Origin of the sequence: Kibdelosporangium aridum (assembly GCF_900176515.1) — a bacterium.
GTDB lineage: Bacteria > Actinomycetota > Actinomycetes > Mycobacteriales > Pseudonocardiaceae > Kibdelosporangium > Kibdelosporangium aridum.
On record NZ_FWXV01000001.1, the window covers coordinates 787,080 to 809,277 of the forward strand.

Sequence of the window (22,198 nt, forward strand, 5' to 3'; positions counted from 1 at the left end):
CCGGCCGGCCTGACCCATGCCGGTAGTGCCACCCCCACCGGCATGAGATGCTGCACGCGTGAGCAGCTGGACCGAAGTGATCAACTATGTCCGGACCCGCTACGAGGTCCTGGAGGAGAACGCCGACTGGCTGCGGTTCCGCCTGGACACCGACGGCGAACGCAGCCAGCAGGTCTCGGTGCACCACGTGCCGGACGCGGACGGCGGCGCGTGGCTGGAGATCTCCTCTCCGGTCGGCTGGGCCGACCAGATCGACCTGCGCAAGCTGCTCGAACTCGCCGGTTCGGTGGTCGTCGGTGGCGTCGCGGTCGTCGACGGCGTCGCGCTGCTCAAGCACACCGTGCCGATCGAGGACCTGAGCGTCCGTGAGGAGTTCGAGCGCCCGATGAAGCTCGTGGTCGCTCGCGCGGACAGCTTCGAACGTGAGCTCGCCGGGACGGACCACTTCTGACGCTACCCTCGGTGGGCTCAGGCAGCTGATGGCTCCGAAGGCAGTGGTCGGCGGACCCGCTCGGCTGCGATCAGCTCCACGATGACGAGGACACCGACCGCCTCCACCAGCAGCAGGCTGATCAGCACGACCAGCTGCGTAGCACCCGCCTGCATCGGTGACGCGCCGCCGAGCAGGACACCCACGAACGCGCCCGGCAACGTCACCAGGCCGACGGTTCTGGTCTGATCCAGCGCGGGAACCAGTGCTTGTCCGGCGGTCGGGCGGCAGATCAGCAGGGCCGCGTCCCGTGGCATGAAGCCCAACGCCAACGCCGCCTCGTATTCGCCTCGGCGGGTTTTCAGCTCGTCGAGTGCGCGTCGGCCGGCGAGTGTCGTGGCGGTCATGGCGCCGCCGATCAGGATGCCCGCGATCGGCACGACGGCGATCGGCGTGGCCGGGACCAAGCCCGACAGGATCAGCGCGGCCAATGGCGGCGCGACTCCGGCCGCGATCGCGGCGGCTGCCCAGACCGCGTCCGACCAGCTGCCGAAGCGCCGCGCTGAGGTGATGCTGGCGACCGAGAACATCATCAGTACGAACGCGGCGGTCAGCCATCCGGAGTGCAGGACCGCCGTGATCAGCAGCGAGACGGCCGCGAGTTGGACCGTCGCGCGGACCGAGGCCGTGAGGATCGAATGCCACGGGCCGAGCCGTCCCAGCCAGACGAGCACAGCCGCCGTGGCTGCGAACAGCCCCAACACGACTGCCAGCAGCGGACCAAGTTGGATCACCCGGACAGCGTATGGGCTTTCGCCGGAAGACATCGGATGGGTAGGCTGCCGTCAGCACTGGCTCCGCCGCACGGAGTTGCAAGGAGAAGAAGACTTGAACCGCGTGCGCGTGCTGCTGGTCATCATCGTTCTGCTTACCGCTGGACTACCGGCGGTCGCCCAACCTCAGCAGTTGGGTCTGCACTGGACCGCCGATCATTCGCCGTTCCGGTTGCAGTTCTTCGACAAGGGCCGGCCGATACTCCGTCAGGCCGCTGGCCGGATGTCCTACACCCTCGCCGATGGAACCACACACGAGCTGAAGAACGTGCTGCGTACCGAGGGGTCCACGTATGTCGTGGCGACTGACGAGACCTCCCGGACCGCGCGCGTGACTGTGCAGCGGACACCTCGTGGCATTCGCGTCGAATGGCGGTTGACGCCAGCGGCCGACGTCGTTCAGGTCCATGAGACGCTGACCGGTGACGACGCCGAACATTTCCTGGGTGGCGGAGCCAACTTCATCTACACCGACCTGCGCCACCGTGTGCTGCTGAACAAGGCGTTCTTCACCGGCGCGGCCAACTTGGGCAGCTGCAACAAGAGCGGCATGCCGAGTCCGTTCTTCCTGAGCTCGCGCGGATACGCGGTGTTCCCGGAGACCGACGCGATCGGCCGGATCGCGTTCCCGAACGCCGTGAACGACCCGCCGCACTGCTCGGACACGCCGCCGCCATGCCCGGTCCAGCTCGGTCAGCCTGACCGGACCCAACTGTGCTTCAAGACCAACAAACTGGACTACGAGATCTACGCGGGTGGACCGTCCCAGGTTGTCCGCGCGTACAGCGCAAGGGCGGGCCTTCCGACCTTGCCGCCTGTCCGCCAGTTCGCCTTGACCCATTGGCGTGACACGGTTGCCGATCAGGCCACCGTGGTCGATGACGTGAACCAGTTGCTGGACCGGGGTATCCCGCTGGCGACGGAGTGGATAGACAACCCGTGGGAGATCTCGACAAAACTGCCGGGGGAGAGCCAGAACAGCCGATACTCCTGCAACGGCACCTTGACGTTCGACCCGGTCCAGTTCCCCGATCCTCCCAAGATGGTCGCCGACCTCAAGTCACGCGGCGTGCACCTCGGCATCTGGATCTCACCGCACGTGCGTACGGTCGCAGCCGAGCGTCCGTGCCCGGTCTCCGACTACCCGCCGGGTTCGTTCATCCAGACCTCGCGGACGGATCCATTGCAACTCGACCTGACCAACCCGGCGACTCGCGCGCATTTCGAGGCGAAGCTGGAGAAGCTGTTCTCGCTGGGAATCGACATGGTGAAGGGCGACAGGGGAGAGGAGTTCGAACTCGAGGACGCGACTTTCGCCGCCGGGCCGGGCACGGAACTGATGAACACCAACCCTGTCCGGTATGCCCAGTCCACCGTATCGGTTCTGCGTAAGCTTTATGGAGACAAGTTCACGACATTGTGGCGCGGCGGATACACCGGTCTGCCGTCCATTGTGAACGGCGTGTGGGGAGGTGACCCGCGGGCGACGTATGACGGCCTTCGGCTGTCTGTCCGACGTGGACTGAACTCCTGGCTGTCCGGCCACCCGGTGTGGGGAACTGACACGGGTGGCTTCAACGGTGGCGGCACAGGCGCGCCGAGCCCGACCCTGTTCACCCGGTGGGCACAGTTCTCGGCGGTGTCGCCGGTCTTCGAGGTCGGTGGTGCAGGGCGAAACGCGACACCGTGGCTCTATGACGACAAGACGGTCGCCCGTTTCCGCGACAACGTCTTGCTGCACTACGCGCTCTTCCCGTATCTCTACGGCTTGGCCCAGCACTCGGCGCGAACCGGTGAACCCATCGTGCGCCCGATGGCCTACAACTACCCCTCCGACGAAAACGCATGGTCAGCCGACCAGCACATGATGATCGGCTCGGACCTGCTGGCGATCCCCGCCACGGCCGACCGCAATGAAGCCGACGCCGCGGCAGGCCAACCGACTCCGGTGGACGTGTACCTGCCCGCGGGTCGCTGGATCGACTTGTTCACCGGCACGGTCCACGAAGGAAACCAGCGGCTGGTCCGCAGTTCCACACTGGACGAGTTCCCGCTGTACCTGCGGGCCGGGGCGGCGATCGGGTTCAACCAGAGGATCGACGGAGTCTGGTCGCAGCCCTGGAACCTCAACGACCTCGATCGGCGGGACCGTACCGGCTGGACCTACGCTCCCGGCAGCGGCCTGACGCATGCCACCAGCCCGACCGGCGGCACCTTCGTCGCCCATAGCCGGTACGGCACAACGACGATGCTTGTCTCGAACGCTCCATCCGAGACGCAGGTGATGGTGGCATCGCAGGTCAAACCCAAGCAGGTGTTCATCGACGGCCGGCCGGTCGCGGAGACTTCGGGGCAATTGTCCGAAGCTGCGGTCGGCTGGACGATGAAGCCGGGCCCATTCGGTGGCTTGTTGCTGAAATTGCGGCCACGCGCGGGAATCAGCGGTGTGACGATCGTGCAGTGACGCCCGGGTGGCCCAAACTCGCCACCCGGGCCTGACCGCATAACGATCACACTGTGGATATGAAGGTCCTGATCTCGACGGTTCCGACGCTCGGCCACATCTATCCGCTGTTGCCGCTGGCACGCGCCTTCCGTGCCCGCGGCAACCCCGTGGCTTTCGGTCCGGCTTCTGTGGGGTCATTGCTGTCCGCAGAGGACGTTGAGGTGCTCACAGCGCGCGTCGAATACTCCGTGGTGCTGGAGGAGCGACAGCGGCGAACAGGTGTCATCCCGTACACGCCGACAACTTCCCCGTGCGCGCCTGCGTTCCGCGACAGCGCGGTCAAGATCGCCGCCGAGATCGCCAGCATGCCCAGCCCGGATGCCGTCGCGGCCGACATCAGCGAGGCGCGGATCAGAAGATGACCGACGTAGCCAGGTACAAGTTCAGGCAACTGATCACCACCGCGAAGAACCCGGCGATCACGGTAGTCGACTTGCGGTTGACGTAAGCGCCCATGACATCCGCGCGCCGGGTCAACAACACCAGTGGTATCAACGCGAACGGTATGCCGAAGGACAGAACTACCTGGGAAATGACCAAACTCTCCGTCACAGGCAGCCCGAGCGAAAGCACGACGAGCGCGGGCAGCATGGTCACACCACGCCGAACCACCAGCGGGATGCTCCGCCGGATGAACCCGCTCATGACAACTTGTCCCGCATACGTGCCCACGCTGGACGAAGACAGCCCGGATGCCAGCAACGCCACGGCGAACGCGAGTGCCGCACCGCCACCGAGCAGCCTGCCGAGTTCGGAGTGGGCGAACATGATGGGATCGGCCTCGCCGAGACCGGGCAGCACGGCCGCGGCCAGGACGAGCATGGCGACGTTGATCAACCCGGCTGTGCCGAGGGCGAGGATCACGTCGAGCCGCTGCGACCTCAACACCTCGCGAGTGGGCGGCAGCTTCCGCACCCTGGTCAGCGCCGAGTGCAGGTAGATCACATGCGGCATCACGGTCGCACCAATGATCCCCACGGCGAGCAGCAGCATCTCATCGGCAGAGGTCGAGTACGCGAGATCAGGAGCCGCCGTACTGCCGCCCACCGACAACAGCGAATAGGCGAAGCCCAGGAACACAATGCCCAGCAACCCGGCGATGGCGATCTCAAAAGGACGGTACCCGCGCCGAGTCAGTTCAAGCAGTCCGAACGAGACCACAGCCGTGATCAGTCCCGCGATGGGCAATGGCACACCGAACAACAAGTACAAACCAAGCGCCGCGCCGACGAACTCGGCCAGGTCTGTTGCCATGGCGACCAGTTCCGCCTGGATCCACAGACCGATGGTGACCGGCTTGGGATAGCGCTCACGGCATTGCTCGGACAGGTCCATCCCCGTTGCCACGCCGAGCTTTGCCGAGAGGTACTGCACGAGCATCGCTACGAAGTTCGCTGCTACCACTACCCACACCAGGGTATAGCCGAATTCCGCTCCGGCGGTGATGTTCGTGGCGAAGTTGCCAGGGTCGATGTAGGCGACGGCCGCGACAAAGGCGGGTCCGAGCATGGCCACGGTACGAGGCCGCACTGCTACGGCGGTCTGAGTCATAACAGGGCAGCCTTTCTCCTCGTGCGTGGCAAAGGGCCACGCACGAGGAATCAATCAAAGGGGATCAGCCGACAGACGGGCCGAGGCCCAGTGACTGCGGAGTGCTTGAGTCGGGCGACGGCTGGTGCAGGCCTTCATCCAGCGGACCGAACTCGGTCATCAGGGCAGCGCTACCGCCCCACGGGGTTTGTTCCTCGGCGATCAACGAGTCCGTTGTCAGCAGCAGACCCGCGACCGACGCACCGTTCTGCAGCGCCGAGCGGCAGACCCGCAGCGGGTCCACGATGCCCATCTCGACCATGTTCCCGTAGCGCTCGTGCAGCGCGTCGAAGCCTTCGTCCCGGCTGAGTTGCTTGGACTGGGCGAGCACGTCGGCTGCTTGGTGGCCTGCGTTCGCCGCGATCAGGAACGCGGGCTCGGACAGCGATCTCTGCACGATGTCGACGCCGATCGCGTAGTCCGACTGCACGTCCAAGTCGTCGAGGACGTGGGCGGAGTGCAGCAAGGCGGCGCCGCCACCGGCGACGATGCCTTCGGCCATCGCGGCACGGGTCGCCGACAGCGCGTCCTCCACCCGGTGCTGGAGTTCCTTGAGCTCGGCCGGGGTTGCCGCGCCCACCTTGATCACCGCGACCTTGCCGGTCAGCGCGCCGATCCGTTCGGTCAGCACGTCCTCGTCCACGCCGAACTGGGCGCGTTCGAGCTCGGCCCGCAGTTGGGTCACGCGGAACTCGACGTCTTCCGCGGCGCCGTAGCCGCCGATGATGGTCGTGGTGTTCTCGGTGACCCGGACCTGCTTGGCGCGGCCCATCTGGTCCAGCGTCATCGTCTGCAGGGTGAACCCGGACTGCCGGGACAGCACTGCACCGCCGACCACCGCGGACAGGTCTTCCAGCTTGTGCAGGCGACGGTCGCCGAACCCCGGCGCTCGCACCGCGACGGCCTTGAAGTTGCCGTTGACGTGGTTGTGCACGAGCATCGACAGCGCCGTGCCCTCGACGTTCTCCGCGATGAGCACGAGCGGCCGGGGCGCGCGCATGATCTTGTCCAGTACTGGCATCAGCTCCTGGACTTTGGTGATCTTCTCGCTGCACATCAGGATGTACGGGTCGTCGATGACCGCTTCCAGCCTGCCCGGATCCGTGACCAGATACGGCGAGATGTAGCCGTTGTCGAACTCGAAGCCCTCGACGAAGTCCACGGACATCCCGATCCGCGGGGATTCCTCGACCGTGACCACGCCGCCGTCGCCGACGGTGTGCAGAGCGCTGGCGATGATCTCGCCGACCGCGTCGTCGTCGTTCGCGGAGATCGCGGCGACCCTGGCGTAGTCCTGCTCTGTCCTAATGGGATGCGCGACGCTTTCCAGGTAGGCGACCAGCTTGCCGACCGCGAGGTCGATGCCGCGTTTGACGAGCACCGGGTTGGCGCCCTTGCCGATCGCCTGCATGCCTTCGCGCACAATGGCTTGGGCCAGAACAGTCGCTGTGGTCGTGCCGTCGCCGACCACGTCGTTGGTCTTGATCGCTGCTTCCTTGACCAGTTGCGCACCCATGTTCTCGAACTGGTCCTTGAGGTGGATCTCCCGTGCGATCGTCACCCCGTCGTTCGTGACGACCGGGGATCCGGTGATCTTCTCGATGATCACGTTGCGGCCCTTGGGGCCCAGCGTGGACTTGACCGCGTCCGCCAGCTTGTCGACGCCCGCGAGCAGCAGGTTCCGGGCGTCAGAGCCGAAGCGCAGTTCCTTGGCCATGGCACTCCTTAGGGCGTGAGGATCGCACGGCCGCGGACCCGGCCTGCGTCGAGGTCGGCCAGCGCGTCGAGCGCGGCGTCGAGGGGATACTGCTTGGTGTGCAAGGTGACTTTGCCCGCCTGGGCGAGCACCATCAGCTCGGCGAGGTCGTTGTACGTGCCGACCAGGTTGCCGATCACGTTCCGTTCGGTGGAGATGATGTCGATGGTCGGGATGTCGATGTTGCTGCCGTACCCGATCACGAAATGCGATCCGTTGCGTCGTGTCATCGCGAACGCATCCTGTTGCGCGCCTTGCTCGGCGACGAAATCAAGCACGACTTCGGCGCCGTGGCCGCCGGTCAGGTCGAGCACGGCTTCGACGTGCTTGCCGTCGGCCACAACAGTGTGTTCGGCGCCCAAAGAGGACGCGAGTTTCAACGCGTCTTCGTTGCGGTCCACCACGATGATGTTCGTAGCTGTCAGCGCAGCAAGCGCTTGGATACCGATATGGCCGAGGCCACCGGCTCCGTTCACGACGCACGTCGTGCCGGGGTACAGCAGCGGAACGGCCTTGCGGACCGCGTGATAAGCCGTGATTCCCGCGTCCGCGAGCGCTGCCACATCCTCAGGCCGCGTGGATGGGTTCAACTTGATGCAGGCACGTGCGGACGTCAGCAGGTACTCGGCCATGCCACCATCGGTGTTGATCCCTGGGAAAGTGCTGTTCTCACAATGCATGTCGTTGCCCGCGCGGCACGCGTGACACAGGCCGCACGTCGGGGTCGGGTGCAGGATCACGGTGTCCCCGACGGCCACATTGGACACAGCGGAGCCCACTTCGTGGACCCAGCCCGCGTTCTCGTGCCCGATCGTGTAAGGCAGCTGAACGCCGGACTTCTCCGCCCACTGTTCCTCGATGATGTGCAGGTCGGTACGGCACACCCCGGCCCCACCGATCCTGACCACCACGTCGAACGGTCCTGTGATCGTCGGTTCCGGCACGTCCTGCACGACGGGCTGCTGGTGATAAGCATGCAGCCGGACGGCCTTCATGTCTCGTCCTCCGGGTATCTCGCCCGCAGCATGCCTCGGCACACTCCGGAATTGGCTTCCTGACTGACCCTCGTCACCCGGGCGAGCCCGAGATGCCTGCGCAGGTTCCCCATCGGGATGGGCGAACCGTCGGCCGGGTCGATGAGCAGCGGATCCCGGTCTGTGCACGGCAGACCAAGCTCTCGCCTGCGGTCCCGCAACCTCTCCAGGTCCGGGCCCGCCGGAGCGTCGCCGAGAGTCATCCCGGCAAGCTCCACAGGGGACTTACGCAGGGACCGGCACACGCGATCGGTACCGGCCAGCACGGCCCTGCGCAGAAAGTCGGCACGCAAGGAATCAAGTTCCTCGACAGCCTCGCCTTCGAAGGATCGCACGAAACCCTTGCGCGCGGCGACGCCGTTGTTGATCACGTCGGATGCGAAGTGATCGATCAGTCTCACGTCGACAGAGGTCACGCCCGGCACGGAACGCACTGCGTCATAGGCGTCGGCCACCATCAGGAACGCGAAGTTCGGAGCACAGAAATAGGTCGGGAGCCGCAGCCGCACCACGGCCTTGCCCGCTGGCGAGACCCAGCAGTGTTTGACGAAACCCAGGTCGGTCAGCGGTTCGTCGAGTTCGGGGTCCAGCACAGTGCCGAGCCCGGCCCAGACGGCCCCGTGCAAGGCCGTCTGGGCGGTGAGCGCGCCAGTCATTGCGAAACGCCAACGGGCTCAACTGTTGGCTTCGCCTCAGGCTGCAGCTCGGCCGGAATGTCGATGTCGTACAACCGGGCCGCGTTGAGGCCGAGGATCTTCTTCTTCACGGTCGTGTTGAGCTTGCCGTAATCGGAGAACTCCTCGCCGTCCGGCATCTGCCAGTCGACGAATCCCTCGACCTGCCACCGTGGTTCCCAGATCGCGTAGTCCGCGCCGAAGATCAGCCGGTCCTCGCCGAGCCAGAACATCAGTTCGCCCATCACCTTGGCGAAGAACCGAGGCCGGGCGTGCATCAGACCGCCGACGACCACCGCGAGACCCGCGTACACGTTGGGTTCCTGGGTGGCCATGAAGCAGAAGTCCTCGATCCGCGGCAGGCCGACGTGTTCCACGATGAAGTTCAGCTCGGGGAAGTTGGTCGCCGCGTAATCCACATCGGACACGTCGAACGCGTCCTTGTCCAGCGGCCAGATCGTCGGGCCCTTGTGGACGTGGATGTTCTTGATCCCCAGTTCCTGGCACTTCTCCAGATACCGGGCGGACTCCGGGGACTTCAGGCTCCAGCCGCGGGAGTCACCGCGCCACTCGGCGGTGTAGAGCTTGACTCCCTTGCAGCCCCAGCGCTTCGCGCGTTCTTCGAGCCCCTTGAGGCCGTCATCTCCTTCGCGTGGGTCCCATGTGGTGTTGACGATGAACTTGCCGGGGTGCCGTTCGGCCATGGCACCGTCGGCCTCGGTGGTGTTGAACCCTTCCTTGTACCACTGCCGCAGGTTCGTCGGCTGGAAGATGGCGATGTCGACGTGCCCTTCGTCGAACAGGTCCTTCATCATCCTTTCTTCCGAGTACTTCATGAACTCCTCGATGGACCAATGGGTCTCGGCGGGGCCAAGGCCCTGGTAGGCGTGGAAGCACTCGATCCAGCCCTTGGCGTACTGCTCCTGGCCTGCCACCCAGTTCTCCGGACTGGCGTCCCAGAAGTGGGTGTGGCCGTCGACAACGAAATACTTCTCGCCATCTTTCTCGTACACAGCGACTTCCTAACTACGGGCTACGAGGTCGAAATCGAGGTACTCGGCGGCGTCCTCGGGGTTGGCGAACATGATCGTCCGGTCGTCCTCGTGGATCATCCGGCCGTAGTGCGTCGACATGCTCTCTTCGAACTCCGCGGCGTTGAACCAGCCTTCCTCCTCTCCGGCGGCCTCGTCGATCTCGGCGTAGACCACGTCCATCCGGCCGACCGCGTCGACCCGGATCATCGACGGCAACGGTGTGATGGTGACGTTGTCCTTGTGCCGCATCACTTCGGCGACGATCGCGCCGACCTGGTTGTTCATCAGGGTGAAGCCGCACATGTTGGACGCGGTGTTGTTGCGCTGAAAGCGATCTTGCGTCGCGGTCACTGGCCCAACTCCTTCGGCGCTTGCAGGTCCAGTTCGGTGAGGATGGCGGTGAAACGGCTCTTGGCCCGGTCTAGGCCGTCCTCGAACCGCGGCGGCAACGCGTCCGGCTGCGACCACAGCGGCTGCAACGTGCGCACGGCCTTGATGCAGCGAGGCACCCACGTGGACAGCCACTGCTGCATGATCTTCTTGTTCTCCGCGCCGAACTGCTTGTCGTCGACGAGCAGCCGGAACATCGGCTTGGTGTAGCGCAGGTCCCGTTCGGCGTAGTCGTACTCCTCCGCGCCGATCAGCGTCGGCGTGATGAAGTCCCCATTGGACGGTGCGGCCTGCTGGACGAGGTTGCTGCGGAACATCTCGCCGACCAACGGCTCGAACACGATGTTCGCCGCGAAGATCGCCTCACACCAGTCCCAGATCCCGGTGAGCTCTTCGGCGGTCTCCCGTACGCCCTGCCAGACCTGGTCGTTGTTCCACGTCTCCAGGTGTGCGCTGCCGTCGAAGTCCGCCAGTTCCTCGCTGAGTGTCAGGTTGTACAGCGCGAGGTCCTGTGCCGCCCGGATCCGGTGCATGCTGTTCACCGAGATCGCGTTGTTGTGCATGTTCGTCGGCGCCCTGCGGTTGGCGTTGGCGAACAGGTACAGCCCGAGGCCGTGGTCCACGTGCATCCACGCACCCACGTGCTGTGCCACGAACTGCACCCAGTTGCGGTTCCACTGGTCGAACGCCTTGGCCTGGCGGGCCGCCTCGATGTTCTGGTTGAGCTGACGGACCACATTGGAGTTGTACCGGTAGAGCGTCAGTTCCCATTCCTCGTTGGGGTCACGGAATTCGTGCCAGCCGTGTGCGGGCCAGTCGTAGCCCTTGCCGCCCGATCCTGGACCTCGTTCGGGTTCTGGCTTGTCCGTTCCCCAGGCTTTGAGGACTGTCCATTCGAGAGGGTAACCGCCCTTGCCGTCGGCGAAGCCGTACAGCCAGCCTTGGGACAAGTAGTGCCGTGGGTCCGGCTGCACTTCGACGGTGACGTCCTCGTAGTGGCTCTGCTTGCGTTTGGCCGGGGTGAAGTAGTTGAACTGGCGTGCGCTGGAGTCGGGGAACACCTTCGCGCCCGCCTCGGCGTCGGTGAAGACGGGCTTCGGGACGCTGCGCTGATGAACCGCATGCTCCTGGGTTGATGTCATCGGTCCTCCGCTTCACCGGTCGTGGTGAACTTGTCGTAGAAGATTCGCTTCTCGGCCACGCCGAGCACGGGCAGTAGTTCGAGCGCGGCCTCGACCATCGGCGGCGGCCCGCAGACGTATGCGTCGGCGCTGGTGAGATTGCGTTCCAGCCGCCGCACGACGTCCGTGATCAAGCCGACCTCGCCGGCCCAGTCCTCGCCGTCCTCCGGTTCGGACAGGGCGGGTACGTACCGGAATCCGGGCAACTTCGCGGCCAGCTCGGCCAGTTCGTCGGTGAAGCACAGGTCCTTGCGCCGCCTGGCGCCGTAGTAGAACGTCGCCTTGCGGTCGATACCGCGCTCCGCCATCGATCGCAGCAGCGCAAGGATCGGTGCCATACCCGCGCCGCCACCGACGAAGACGATGTCCGCGCCAGGGGCGTCGCGCAACGTGAACACCCCGAACGGCCCGGTGATCTCGAGCTGGTCACCGACCGCGACTTCGGTGTCCAGGAACTGCGAGAACAGGCCGCCGGGGTAGATCCTGACCACGAACTCGAGCAGCCCGTCCGGCCCGCTCGACGTGTTCGCCATGGAGAAGGACCGGGTCTCGTCCTTGCCGGGGATCGCGAAGTCCACGTACTGCCCTGGGAAGAACTTCAGCGTCCGCGGCTCGATCAACCGCACGACCAGGTGCCGCATGTCGTGGGTGACCCGGTCCTTCGACACGACCTCCACCCGGGCCTGCTGGATGGGCAGGCCCGAATGGATCATTTCCTCGTCGTAGTTGAGCAACTCGATCGTCAGGTCCTCGTACGCGTGCGCCCGGCACAGCAGCGTGAAGCCTTCTTCCTTTTCGTAGTCGGGCAACGCGAACGTGGAGTACCGGTCGTGCTCGACGTCATCGCCGTCGAGGATGAACGACTTGCAGGCGGCACACTGGCCCTCCTTGCAGCCGTGCATCAGCATGACGCCCTGCTCGGCCGCGGCGCGCAGGATCGTCTGGTCCTCGTCGACCTCGATCTCCACGCCGACCGGCTCGAAGCGAACCTTGTGCTTCTCGCCCATGACTAGTCAGCAGGGGCGGGACGGCCGGCCGGACCCTGCCGGTTGTAGTCGGCGACGAACGCGGCGCGTTGTTCGTCGGACATCTGGTTGAGCAGGACGTTCGGGCTCTGTACCTCGGGCATCCGGCGCAGGTGGTCCAACGTCCACATCTTCTTCGGATCGAGGTCCAGGTGCGGCTGGGCGACCATGGTCTTGCCGTCGTCACGCACGAAGCCCATGTCGGAAACGACATCCGCCCAGTTCCACCCGTGGTACAGCGTCTCCCATTCACGTGAGCCGATGAGCTGGCCCATGTTCGGGGTGCTGCGGCCCTGGAAGGTCGGCCGGAACGCCTCGGCGTCGGTCCAGCGGCAGGCCTCGTGGCAGTACGTCCGCCACTGGCCGTCCACTTTGTCCACCACCATGTCCTCGCGGACCAGGCATGGCACCATGCACGTCCAGCAGCGGTGCGGGTACACGTAGTCGACGTTCTCGGCGACGATCGGGTGATGTCCATTCGGGACAGACAAGCGGTTGTAGTTCTCCCACCACTTGCCGTACCGGTCGTACCAGCCCGGGTACTTGTACTCGAACCACTCGAAGTCCTTGTCCGTCATCGGGTCGATGCGCCAGTAGTTGGCCAGCCACCCGGTGGCGAAGAACTGGGCCACCTCGTGCACGTAGCCCTTGTTCCAGATCTGGTTCCAGGCTTCCTCGATCAGGTCGTGCGGGATCACCAGCCCGTACTTCTCCAGCGGCACGAGGTAGCTGCGGTAGTAGTCGTCGTAGATCCACCGGCGCCACATCTCCGCGTAGCTTTCCCTGTCCTTGCGACGGTCCTTTGTGCCGTACTCGATGAACGTGCCGATCGCCGCGTCGACCACGCGGTGGTTGTTCCACCACGCGTAACGCAGGTCCCGCTCGAGCAGTTGGTGGTTGGACTCGTCCGACAACGCCATCAGCAGGGTGGCGTAGCCATTGCTGATGTGCCGTGACTCGTCGGACTGCACCGAGTGGAACACCGTCGGCAGCAGGTAGTCGCCGTTGGCCGCGGCCTCGGCTGGCATGGCGACGAAAAGTGTGTTGGTGAAGGCGGTTTCGGCCACGATCGTGAGGTAGATGCTCGCCGCGGTGATGGCGTCACCGGTGATGAAGCCCTCGGCGAACTGGCGGCCGATCGTGCCGCAGTAGTCGTTCTGGAAGTTGCGCAGGCTGGAGTTGAAGCCGGCCGGGTCGATGTAGTTGTTCATGTACAGGCGCTTGAGGTTCTGCTGGATCGTCGAGTGCCGTACCTCGTCGATCATCTGGATCGCCTGTCCGTTGTGCAGCTCGGGGTTGGGCACCGTGCGGAACAGCAACGGCATCGCACGAGCCGCGGAGATCTCCGGCAGCGGGATGATGCTCAGGAACAGTTTCTGCCATTCCAGCCAGCGTTCCTGGACCTGCCGGAACATGTTGCCCCGGATCGCGCCGTCCTCGGCGCCGTACACCCGGTGGTCCTTTTCTTCCTGCATGGGGAAGTAGGACCGCAGGACCTGCTTGAGCGGGTCCTTCTTCTTGGCTTTGCGGAAGGTGTAGTCGGTCCCGTAATGCGACACCGGCGTGTGGTACGCCGGTTCCCAGGACAGTTCCTGGATCTTCTGGTGGGCTCTGGCCACACTTTGGCGGCTCATGATCACGTCCTTCCCGCCGGTTGCTCAGCGATTACAACCCTGGGCAAGTGGTGTCACGCGTCTCAATTTGAGACGCCTCACGGCCGCTCGAACATCGAGGCACGCAGCTGTGCCAGGTGTTCTTGAACGTTCTGAGCGGCGCGGAGATCGCCTTCGGCCCTCGGTTGGATGCCGAAGGCACGCAACAAGGCCGCGGCAGGTTCACCCGGATGGCCGGACTCGCCGAGCGTGGGGTGCAGACCCTGCTCGACGAGGTGGTGGAAGACGACGTTGACCACGGTCCACGGGTTGTAGGTCTCCTCGGCCATCTGCCCATCACACGCCCGCGCGCGTGAGGCGGGTGTCTCAATTTGAGACACTTCGCCGGGCGGGTTGGGATTACTCTGTGTCGAGGACGCAGCGTGCTCGCGGCGGCGGGCAGGAGGACTCGCGTGGAGAAAGCACGGCCAGTGCCGGCCGACGAGAATGGGCTCGCCCGTACCCGGGTTCAGTTCTTGACCTCCGAGTCAATCGAGCGGGACCGGGTGCGGGATCCGATACTGGCTTCATGGCTGCGATCCAGGCACAGTCACGTGCCAGCGGACCGGATCGATCTGCCGTACGTCCCCGATCAGAACCTCGACACGCCGTTGATCCGGGCCGCCGAACCGGTGCTGGAACGGCTCGGCGAGCAGCTCGACGGCCAGCCGGTGAGCCTGATTCTGACCGATCCCCGCGGTGTGGTGCTCACGCAACGTACTGGGGATCCTGATCTGCACCGCCATCTGCAGAGCGTCGAACTGGCGCCGGGTTTCAGCTACGGCGAGCAATTCGTGGGCACGAACGGAATCGGTACAGCGTTGGAGGACGGCCGTCCCACACACGTGTTCGGACATGAGCACTACGCGGAGAACCTGGAAAACCTGGCGTGCGCGGGTGTACCGATCCAGGATCCGATCTCCGGCAAGACAATCGGCGCGGTCGACCTGACGTGCTGGCGCAAGGACGCCGGGCAGTTGCTGATCGCGCTGGCGCGGACCACCGCCGAGCAGATCCGGCAGGCCTTGCTGGGCAACAGCGACATCAGGGAACTGGCGTTGTTCCAGGCGTATCTGCGTGCCTGCCGCCGGACGACCGGTATCTTGCTGGCGTTCAACGAAGAAGTCGTGATGATGAACGACCGGGCCCGCAGGCTGCTGGATCCGGCTGACCAAGCGGTGTTGCTGGGTCACGCCAGCCAGGCGTTGGCAGACGGCCGGAGTCGCGCGACTGTCGTGCTGCCAACGGGATCGAAGGTCCGGATGGAGTGCCGCGCGGTTCCTGGACCACGTGGCGGAGACGCGGGCAATGTCGTGCGGGTCCGGCTTCTTGAGACGGAGGATGAGGGGATCTCCGCAGTGCCGTTGCCGATGTTCCTGCCCGGCGTGGTCGGCTCGGCGACGCTGTGGTTGCGGGCCTGCCACGAGGTCGACGCGGCCTACGCCCGTGGGGAATGGCTTGCGTTGGAAGGCGAGCGGGGCGTCGGCAAGTCCACTTTGGCCCGGTGTGTGCACCAGCGCCGCAATCCCACCGGCAGGCTGCACGTGGTCGACGGCGTGTCCCAGATCCGGCACGATCTGCTGGACGACCCCGTCGATTCGTTGATCATCCGGCACGTGGACCACTTGGAACCGCAGGCGCTGCGTGATCTGGCCGCGGTTCTGGCGCAAGTGCGTGCCTCGGGCAGCCGGATGTGGGTCGCGGTCACTGTGGACGACGACTCGGTGGATCTCGGCGACGTGCTCGGCTTCTTCCCCCGGACCGTCCAGATCCCACCGCTGCGCAGGCACATCGACGACCTGCGCGAGCTCGTGCCGCTGTTGCTGAGCAGGCTCAGCCGAGGCGGGCAGCTGACCTGCTCACCGGCCGCGATGCACCTGCTGATGCGTTCTTCGTGGCAGGGCAACGTTCCCCAGCTCTACCAGGTACTGAAGTACGTGGCCAGGCGCAAGCGCTCAGGGGTCATCCAACCTTCGGACCTTCCAGCGGAATACCGTGCCGTGGCCAGACGGCCGCTGAACCGGCTGGAGTCGATCGAGCGGGACGCGATCGTGCACAGCCTCGAGGACGCGGACGGCAACAAGAACAGGGCGGCCCGGCTGCTCGGCATGTCACGGGCCACCCTGTACCGCAAGATCCACGAGTACGGGATCGTGGCGCCGGTCAAGTGAGGCCCTCGTGAGTTGACGCCGGGGCCTGGCGGTCACTCACGAGGGCAGCCTCCGGCCGGAGACGATCTCGACGGATATGCGTAAGTAGCAGTCCTCAGCGTCCGGGGCCCACGCCCGTAACCCCAGCTGCCTGACCGCTTCGAGTTCCACGGGGTCGGTGACCTTCACCGCGTGTCCGATCGCGACAACGCTCCATCCACAACGGACACCGTTGTCCTTGAACTCGTCTGCCTCGAACGCGACGACCTTCCCGGGCGTCGCGAGCGCGAGCCGGCTGTGTGCCGACGTGCGGATGATCACGGCCTGCTCGCGCAGTGCGAACGTGACCGGCTGCACGGCGGGCAGCGCGCGGTCGGTGTACACGACCCGTCCGACAGGGACTTTTGCCAACAAACGGAAGCACTCCTGCCCCGAGAGCAGTTCCAGTCCCGCGGAGTCCACGATGACCCACCTCCTATTCCTTTCTCAAGGCCGACCAGGCCTGGCGTCCGCGCTGTCGCTCGCGGGCGCACGGCGCAGGTCAGCAGCCGGCTGCGCAAGATCTTGCCTGGTCGACGGCCGTGGCAACCGAGTCGAAAGTCCCTAATTGGTTAGAGGACATCGCCTCGGGCGCAGATGACACGCCTGCGCCCACGATGAAGGCCATGACAATCGTCGCCGTCGCCCTGCTGCTGGCATGGCCGCTGTACAACGTCGTCCTGGCGGTGTTCGCCTGGCGGCGGCCACGCCCAAGGCAGCCCGAACACACCACGGGCCTGCATTTCTGGATCGTCATTCCGGCGTCGCACGAGCAGAAACCCGCACTGCTCGAATCGGTTCTCGCGCTGGACTCACCGGAGTATCCGGTAAGGGTCCTTGTTGCCCGCTATTTCGGCGGACGCAACGTGGGTGCGGTGCAATGCCGCGTCCGCACCCGCGGTGATAAGCGGTACTCTCGTCGCGGTCACGCTGCTGACCGGAACGTATGTCTGGCTCGCCGCACTGCTGGTCCCGGATTGGTATGGGGCTTGGTGCACCGCGCCCGGTTCGGTGCGGAGTCTTGGCGACGCACGCTTGTTGTCAGCGTGTTGTATCCGATTTATCTGGGACTTCGCCGCAGATCCCCCCACTCGTGTGACAAACGTAGTTCCGTTGACGCAGCCTCGGCTACTACCGTGGGCGGGTGGCAATCCGGGTTTTTCTGCTCGACGACCATGAAGTAGTCCGCAAGGGCGTGGCCGCCCTACTCGGCACCAATCCGGATATCTCGGTGGTCGGCGAGGCGTCGACAGCGGCGGAAGCGCTGGCCAAGGTGCCGTTGCTGAAGCCGGATGTCGCGGTGCTCGACGTCCGGCTACCGGACGGTGACGGCGTCCAGGTGTGCCGTGACCTGCGCGCGGACATGCCCGACCTGAAGTGCCTGATGCTGACCTCGTACTCCGACGATGAGGCCTTGTTCGAGTCCGTGATGGCGGGCGCGGCGGGATACGTGCTCAAGGAGGTCCGCGGTGGCGACCTCGTGCGCGCCATCCGGACAGTGGCGCAAGGCGGCTCGCTGCTCGACCCCACTGCCACCACCCAGGTGCTGACCCGGCTGCGCAAAGGGCCGACCGACAAGCTGGCCGAGCTCACCGAGCAGGAACGCAGGGTGCTGGAGCTGATCGGTGAGGGAATGACGAACCGGCAGATCGCCGAGCGGCTGTTCCTCGCGGAGAAGACCGTGAAGAACTACGTGTCGAACCTGCTGGCCAAGCTCGGCATGCGACGCCGTACCCAAGCCGCTGTACTGGCCACGGAGCTGCGCCAGAACCGTCGCCGACCCTGATTACCTGAGCGGCACGCACCAATGCAGTGCCGTACCCGGGTTGGTAGGCGTCACGGAGAAGGTGCCACCTAGGCGACGTGCGCGGAAAGCCATATTGCTCAGTCCGCTGCGACGGCCGCCCTTGGGAATCCCGACGCCGTTGTCTGTCACGCGCAGGGACAGCTCGTCACCAGCTGTGATCTCGATGGCCACCGTGGTCGCCCGGGCATGCCTGGCCACATTGGACAAAGCTTCCCGGAGGACGGGCAGTATCTGCTCGACTGCGTCGCTGGGCACCGATGTGTCCACTGGGCCGCGGAAGCGCACCGACGCCTTGAACCCGAGTACGGGCACCGCGGCTTCGACAGCCTGGAGGACCAACGACCGCAGGCCCTCGGTGGGCGGGTGCTGCAGGGCGAAGACGGTCGTGCGGATCTCCTGGATCGTCATGTCCAGATCGTCGACCGCCAGCCGGATGCGGTCCGTCGCGTTCGCGGGATCAGCCGGGATCACCGCAGCCGCCGCCTCCAACGCCATCCCGGTCGCGAAGATCCGCTGGATCACCAGGTCGTGCAGGTCCCTGGCGATCCGGTCACGATCCTCGAGCACGACGAGCCGCTGCTGGTCGGCGCGTGCGGCGGCGTACTGCAGCGCCAGTGCCGCGTGCGCGGCGAAGTTCTCCAGCAAGTCCAGGTCGGACTGACCGAACAGCGGTTCGTCCCGCAACCGGCACAACAACAGCACGCCGAGGACATCCTCACCGGCTTTGAGCGGGACGATCGCGGCCGAACCGAGCCCTTTGAGATCCGACGGCGCGACCGAACCGCTGTCGCCCTGGAAGGTCGCGGCAGCGTCACCGTAGTTGTCGATCAACAGCGCCTCGCCTGAGGCGAAGACCAGGCCGGATGCCGTGCCCTCGATGGTGATCGACGTCCCGGTCAGGTGCTCGGCGCCCTCGACCACGTGGAAGACCAGAGTGCCGGGGTGCGCCTCGTCGGCGACCGCGATGGCGGCCAGCGGTGCCCCCGCGACCTTACGGGCGTGCGACGTGATCAGTTCGAGGTCAGATCCGTTGCCGGCCAGCAAGGCAGCAGTGATCTCATTGGACGCACGCAGCCACGCCTCCCGGCGCCGCGACTCATCCAAGAGCCGGGCGTACTCGTCCGGTGTCTTCTGGCCCACAACACACAGAGTAATTGGACTCTGTCGTCCACACCTCGAACGGACGAGAGTTGTTGCCTTAGAGGGATGTGGTATCCGCATTCGAGGAGGGACAGAGGAAATGTGGATGGCGATCAAGTTCGGCACGTTGGTGCGACTCGTGGCCACGGTTCTGGTGGTGTCGTTCATTCTGTTCGTGATGCTGAGCAACAACGGCTCGACGCAGACACCTGCACCGCCGCCGCCAGAGCCCGCGCCGACCGTACAGGCGTGAACCGAGCGCGTGTTCCGGCCGTGTTTGAGGTGTGCGTGTTCTCCTTGTCCTCCTCGGACTGGTGCTGACCGGCTGCGCCGCTGAGCCCGTCGACCACAATTCGACGGACGTGCTTTTCACCCATCGGATGATCGCGCACAACGCCCAGTCGGTGGAGGCGGCACGGCTTGTCCAAGGCCGGACGGTCAACGCCAAAGTCATCAAGCTGGCCACGCAGATCGAGCAAGGCGCACTCAACCCACAGCTCGCCGAATGGGCGAGCCGCTGGGAATCATCGCCGGACGACGCGGGCTCGGTGCCCGGCGAGATCAAGAACCTGGACGAGCTGACCGGGTTGTCGGGACACGCGTTCACCAGTCGCTGGCTGGACACGATGATCGTGCACCACCGCGGCGCGATCACCATGGCAGAGAACGAACTCAGCCACGGCAAGAACGCCGCGGCGAAGGCGTTCGCCCAGCAGGTGCTCGACTCCCGGCAGCCTCGGCTGGCCGAGATGCAGGGAATGACCGGCGGCTAGGTCACGTGGATGTCGTTGTCCCCGAACGTGATCCTTGTGGTCTGGCCGAACCAGTGGACTTCAAGGCCGTTCGGCGTCGCTTGTGCGCTTGCTTGCAGCGGTGGTTCTTCGTTGTCGCTGAGCAGGGCGAGGGCGGCGAAGATGGCAGTGCCTTCGACGTCGGCGGTCAGCCTCGGGACTCGTACCCACGGTGTGTAGGCGGTGCCTTGGGGTGCGCGGACTTCGTCCTTGCCGGTCCAGCCGTGGAGGGGGACGAGCTGGGAATGCAGTTCGGTGGCCCAGCCGGTTTCCTGGACTTTCGCGAGGTGCGGTGCTTTGTGGACCCGATGCACCCGTAGTTCGTAACGGCCGTGGGCGATGGTGACGCTTTCCACCTTGAGGCCCGGAACCATGGGCGGGCCGCTGGGAAAGACCGGCCGATACCACGAGGCGGCCCAGTTGCTCTTGGCGTTGATGGGGTGAATTCGCCTGCGGACACTGTGGACACCGTTGATCACGACACTGAAGTGGTTGTCCGCGACGTTGGTCTTGGCTGTCGGTCCGGTTTTCGTGGAGTACGCCAGCCTTGAGTAGTGTGGGTCGTCGTCCGCGGCTGACTCGCCTTCGTGCGGTTTGACGTGGTCACTGCCGTGGTTGTGCAGCCTTGCGATCCCGTCGGCCACTTGGATCAGGAACCCAGGAGCCGGAACAGCCAGGGTCTTCTCGGGTATTGGTTCCTCCTGCTCAGTCCATAGTGGATGGTCTTCGGCGGCGAGCAGGCACACGAAGGCCTTCGATGCCCAGTACGGCGAGGCAGGACCCGAGTAGTTCTGCAGCGTGGGCTCGTGCGGGCCGTGCCAGCCGAGGCTGAGCAGACCGTCTTGGCCGATGGAGCCGTAGCGTTCGAAATAGTTCAGCGACCGGTTGATCAGACCTTGGGACTGCCCGGGCGTCAAGGGAGTGTGGCCGGTGACGGCACCGAGCGCCACCGCTGATGCGGCCGCGAACCGGTAGGTGAGAGAACGTCCGAAGTGGATCGGAGCGCCATCTTTCCCGAACAGCAGGGAAAAGCTCTCCAGGTGCTCCTTGAGCCGTTCCCCGTGATGGGTTTCCTCGTTGTTCAGGTAGGCGTCGAGCACGGGGTAGAGGTGCAGGGCCCAACCGTTGTAGTGGTCGAACGCCCGTCCGTCACCGTCGGAGTACCAACCTTGCCCGCGGTACCAGCTCTCCAGCAGGTCCAGCGCCCGCTCCCGTGCGCGCTTCGTGACTGCGTCGCCCCGTCCAACGGATTCCAGGAACCCGGCGACGGTGTAGGGGAAGAGGTACCAGTTGTTCGGCGCGGGGACGTTCGTCAGCGCGTCCCGCAACCAGGCCTCAGCCTGGTCTTTTGTGGCTTCGTCGAGCCTGTCCCACAGCCACGGCCGGGTAAGCCGGAGCCCCAAGGCAATCGAGGCGGACTCCACCATCGGCTGGCCGAAGACATCGTGACCTTGGATCCTCGGCCAGGCACCGCCCATCCCGGCCTGCAAGCCTTCCGCATACCTCTCGAGCCAGCGGTCGTCCTGGGTACCCGCGGCCCGGAACGCGGCAGCGAGGAAAGTCCGGGCATAACCTTCCAACCCGTCCGACAGCACACCGCTCTTAGACGGCCGCCCCGGCAGATCAAGCAGGGCGCTGTCCGGCGTCGCCCACCGCCATGCCGCCTCGAGCAGCCGATCCGCCGTCGAGATCCAGTGTTCGCGGGTACTCATCCGGAACGCCACCCCTTCGCACAGCCGGACAGTTCGACCTGGACATAGTGATCCGGCTGATCAACGGAACCTAATCACCTTCACGGACGTAGAACTCGCCGCGTTTCCACGAGATCCGCTCGGTGCCGCCCGTCGGCCAGTCGGAGGAGACCCGCCGACGGCGGTTGCCGAGCGTCCCGAGGTCTCGTAGCAGGTCCTTGGCGTCGACAATGTACTTCGCCTCGATGGGCGTGACAGGCACGACGTCGAAGTACTGCGCGTCGTCACCGCCCTGCCAGTCCACGAACTCGGTGAAGATCGCCACGAACTGCTGCCCGCACTCCGGACACTTCCGCACCGACACGCCGAAGTGCGAATCCGACACGATGCGCTGCGTCGTCTGGAGATTCTTGACGCAGTACTCCATCACAGTCGCCGCGTCCTCGCCGTAGCACCTCTCGCACCCCAGGTCCAT

22 protein-coding genes are annotated in these 22,198 nt (G+C 65.3%); 7 read left to right on the forward strand and 15 right to left on the reverse strand.

The annotated features are described in order from the left end of the window. Nucleotides 1–58: 58 nt before the first annotated feature. Entirely contained in the window at nt 59–451 is a 393-nt protein-coding gene (locus B9C43_RS03135) for a hypothetical protein (RefSeq protein ID WP_033379822.1), read from the forward strand. 17 nt (nt 452–468) lie between these two features. Here the strand turns inward: B9C43_RS03135 and B9C43_RS03140 are convergent, their stop codons facing one another. Next, nucleotides 469–1,221, reverse strand: coding sequence for an ABC transporter permease (locus B9C43_RS03140; protein WP_407657079.1), 753 nt, complete (start codon nt 1,219–1,221; stop codon nt 469–471). Between the two features lie 106 nt (nt 1,222–1,327). Between B9C43_RS03140 and B9C43_RS03145 the strand changes: the two genes are divergently transcribed. Both B9C43_RS03145 and B9C43_RS03150 read left to right on the forward strand, forming a co-directional pair. Continuing rightward, a complete protein-coding gene (locus B9C43_RS03145) occupies nt 1,328–3,727 on the forward strand; it encodes a glycoside hydrolase family 31 protein (RefSeq protein WP_235038519.1) in 2,400 nt (799 codons plus the stop codon). 59 nt (nt 3,728–3,786) lie between these two features. Then, on the forward strand, nt 3,787–4,131 hold the full coding sequence (locus B9C43_RS03150; protein WP_084424489.1) for a glycosyltransferase family protein: 345 nt from the start codon (nt 3,787–3,789) through the stop codon (nt 4,129–4,131). Here the strand turns inward: B9C43_RS03150 and B9C43_RS03155 are convergent. The 10 genes from B9C43_RS03155 to B9C43_RS03200 all read right to left on the reverse strand — a co-directional run bounded on the left by B9C43_RS03155 (nt 4,121) and on the right by B9C43_RS03200 (nt 14,395). After that, nucleotides 4,121–5,320, reverse strand: coding sequence for an Nramp family divalent metal transporter (locus B9C43_RS03155; protein ID WP_084424490.1), 1,200 nt, complete (start codon nt 5,318–5,320; stop codon nt 4,121–4,123). The genes B9C43_RS03150 and B9C43_RS03155 overlap by 11 nt on opposite strands. A gap of 64 nt (nt 5,321–5,384) precedes the next feature. Beyond that, nucleotides 5,385–7,076: a chaperonin GroEL gene (groL, locus tag B9C43_RS03160; RefSeq protein ID WP_084424491.1), complete on the reverse strand. Its 1,692-nt coding sequence runs from the start codon at nt 7,074–7,076 to the stop codon at nt 5,385–5,387. An 8-nt stretch (nt 7,077–7,084) separates the two neighbouring features. Continuing rightward, nucleotides 7,085–8,110 (reverse strand): NAD(P)-dependent alcohol dehydrogenase, encoded by a 1,026-nt coding sequence (locus B9C43_RS03165; RefSeq protein ID WP_084424492.1) that lies wholly within the window; start codon nt 8,108–8,110, stop codon nt 7,085–7,087. After that, nucleotides 8,107–8,805, reverse strand: a complete 699-nt coding sequence (locus B9C43_RS03170; RefSeq protein WP_084424493.1) for an iron-sulfur cluster assembly protein — start codon at nt 8,803–8,805, stop codon at nt 8,107–8,109. The genes B9C43_RS03165 and B9C43_RS03170 overlap by 4 nt, the downstream gene beginning before the upstream one ends. Continuing rightward, a complete protein-coding gene (locus B9C43_RS03175; RefSeq protein ID WP_084424494.1) occupies nt 8,802–9,836 on the reverse strand; it encodes an amidohydrolase family protein in 1,035 nt (344 codons plus the stop codon). Before B9C43_RS03175 ends, B9C43_RS03170 begins: the two co-directional genes overlap by 4 nt. Nucleotides 9,837–9,845: 9 nt before the next feature. After that, on the reverse strand, nt 9,846–10,208 hold the full coding sequence (mimD, locus tag B9C43_RS03180; RefSeq protein WP_033379815.1) for a propane 2-monooxygenase effector subunit MimD: 363 nt from the start codon (nt 10,206–10,208) through the stop codon (nt 9,846–9,848). After that, on the reverse strand, nt 10,205–11,389 hold the full coding sequence (locus B9C43_RS03185) for a ferritin family protein (RefSeq protein WP_084424495.1): 1,185 nt from the start codon (nt 11,387–11,389) through the stop codon (nt 10,205–10,207). The genes mimD and B9C43_RS03185 overlap by 4 nt, the downstream gene beginning before the upstream one ends. Further along, nucleotides 11,386–12,435, reverse strand: coding sequence for an NADH:ubiquinone reductase (Na(+)-transporting) subunit F (locus B9C43_RS03190; protein WP_084424496.1), 1,050 nt, complete (start codon nt 12,433–12,435; stop codon nt 11,386–11,388). The genes B9C43_RS03185 and B9C43_RS03190 overlap by 4 nt, the downstream gene beginning before the upstream one ends. 2 nt (nt 12,436–12,437) lie before the next feature. Continuing rightward, nucleotides 12,438–14,087, reverse strand: a complete 1,650-nt coding sequence (locus tag B9C43_RS03195; RefSeq protein ID WP_143446074.1) for a ferritin family protein — start codon at nt 14,085–14,087, stop codon at nt 12,438–12,440. Nucleotides 14,088–14,164: 77 nt separating this feature from the next. Beyond that, entirely contained in the window at nt 14,165–14,395 is a 231-nt protein-coding gene (locus tag B9C43_RS03200) for a hypothetical protein (RefSeq protein ID WP_033379812.1), read from the reverse strand. Between the two features lie 123 nt (nt 14,396–14,518). Here B9C43_RS03200 and B9C43_RS03205 point away from each other — a divergent pair, with 123 nt between their 5' ends. Beyond that, nucleotides 14,519–16,276 carry a sigma-54-dependent Fis family transcriptional regulator gene (locus tag B9C43_RS03205; RefSeq protein ID WP_084424497.1) on the forward strand — a complete coding sequence of 586 codons (1,758 nt, stop codon included), beginning with the start codon at nt 14,519–14,521 and terminating at the stop codon, nt 16,274–16,276. A 36-nt stretch (nt 16,277–16,312) separates the two neighbouring features. Here the strand turns inward: B9C43_RS03205 and B9C43_RS03210 are convergent, their stop codons facing one another. After that, nucleotides 16,313–16,717, reverse strand: coding sequence for a pyridoxamine 5'-phosphate oxidase family protein (locus B9C43_RS03210; protein ID WP_200825410.1), 405 nt, complete (start codon nt 16,715–16,717; stop codon nt 16,313–16,315). A gap of 721 nt (nt 16,718–17,438) precedes the next feature. Between B9C43_RS03210 and B9C43_RS03215 the strand changes: the two genes are divergently transcribed. Further along, a complete protein-coding gene (locus tag B9C43_RS03215; protein WP_084424498.1) occupies nt 17,439–18,080 on the forward strand; it encodes a response regulator in 642 nt (213 codons plus the stop codon). Here the strand turns inward: B9C43_RS03215 and B9C43_RS58325 are convergent, their stop codons facing one another. Beyond that, complete coding sequence (locus tag B9C43_RS58325) at nt 18,081–19,241, reverse strand: GAF domain-containing sensor histidine kinase (protein WP_160096277.1); 1,161 nt, start codon at nt 19,239–19,241, stop codon at nt 18,081–18,083. A 106-nt stretch (nt 19,242–19,347) separates the two neighbouring features. On the opposite strand from B9C43_RS58325, the gene B9C43_RS56575 reads away from it, so the two are divergent. Next, a complete protein-coding gene (locus B9C43_RS56575) occupies nt 19,348–19,494 on the forward strand; it encodes a hypothetical protein (RefSeq protein ID WP_160096279.1) in 147 nt (48 codons plus the stop codon). A gap of 31 nt (nt 19,495–19,525) precedes the next feature. Beyond that, nucleotides 19,526–20,014: a DUF305 domain-containing protein gene (locus B9C43_RS03225; protein ID WP_084424500.1), complete on the forward strand. Its 489-nt coding sequence runs from the start codon at nt 19,526–19,528 to the stop codon at nt 20,012–20,014. Here B9C43_RS03225 and B9C43_RS03230 read toward each other — a convergent pair. Both B9C43_RS03230 and B9C43_RS03235 read right to left on the reverse strand, forming a co-directional pair. Next, nucleotides 20,011–21,744, reverse strand: a complete 1,734-nt coding sequence (locus B9C43_RS03230; RefSeq protein WP_084425559.1) for a DUF2264 domain-containing protein — start codon at nt 21,742–21,744, stop codon at nt 20,011–20,013. The two genes, B9C43_RS03225 and B9C43_RS03230, sit on opposite strands and share 4 nt — an antisense overlap. Nucleotides 21,745–21,814: 70 nt before the next feature. Beyond that, on the reverse strand, nt 21,815–22,198 hold the full coding sequence (locus tag B9C43_RS03235; protein ID WP_084424501.1) for a hypothetical protein: 384 nt from the start codon (nt 22,196–22,198) through the stop codon (nt 21,815–21,817).

What these genes read in the sequence shown, in the direction of transcription:
- B9C43_RS03150 (WP_084424489.1), top strand. Translation starts at nt 3,787, where the DNA reads ATGAAGGTCCTGATCTCGACGGTTCCGACGCTCGGCCACATCTATCCG.
- B9C43_RS03155 (WP_084424490.1), bottom strand. Translation starts at nt 5,320, where the DNA reads ATGACTCAGACCGCCGTAGCAGTGCGGCCTCGTACCGTGGCCATGCTC.
- groL (WP_084424491.1), bottom strand. Translation starts at nt 7,076, where the DNA reads ATGGCCAAGGAACTGCGCTTCGGCTCTGACGCCCGGAACCTGCTGCTC.
- B9C43_RS03165 (WP_084424492.1), bottom strand. Translation starts at nt 8,110, where the DNA reads ATGAAGGCCGTCCGGCTGCATGCTTATCACCAGCAGCCCGTCGTGCAG.
- B9C43_RS03170 (WP_084424493.1), bottom strand. Translation starts at nt 8,805, where the DNA reads ATGACTGGCGCGCTCACCGCCCAGACGGCCTTGCACGGGGCCGTCTGG.
- B9C43_RS03185 (WP_084424495.1), bottom strand. Translation starts at nt 11,389, where the DNA reads ATGACATCAACCCAGGAGCATGCGGTTCATCAGCGCAGCGTCCCGAAG.
- B9C43_RS03190 (WP_084424496.1), bottom strand. Translation starts at nt 12,435, where the DNA reads ATGGGCGAGAAGCACAAGGTTCGCTTCGAGCCGGTCGGCGTGGAGATC.
- B9C43_RS03195 (WP_143446074.1), bottom strand. Translation starts at nt 14,087, where the DNA reads ATGAGCCGCCAAAGTGTGGCCAGAGCCCACCAGAAGATCCAGGAACTG.
- B9C43_RS03200 (WP_033379812.1), bottom strand. Translation starts at nt 14,395, where the DNA reads ATGGCCGAGGAGACCTACAACCCGTGGACCGTGGTCAACGTCGTCTTC.
- B9C43_RS56575 (WP_160096279.1), top strand. Translation starts at nt 19,348, where the DNA reads ATGGCGATCAAGTTCGGCACGTTGGTGCGACTCGTGGCCACGGTTCTG.
- B9C43_RS03230 (WP_084425559.1), bottom strand. Translation starts at nt 21,744, where the DNA reads ATGAGTACCCGCGAACACTGGATCTCGACGGCGGATCGGCTGCTCGAG.
- B9C43_RS03235 (WP_084424501.1), bottom strand. Translation starts at nt 22,198, where the DNA reads ATGGACCTGGGGTGCGAGAGGTGCTACGGCGAGGACGCGGCGACTGTG.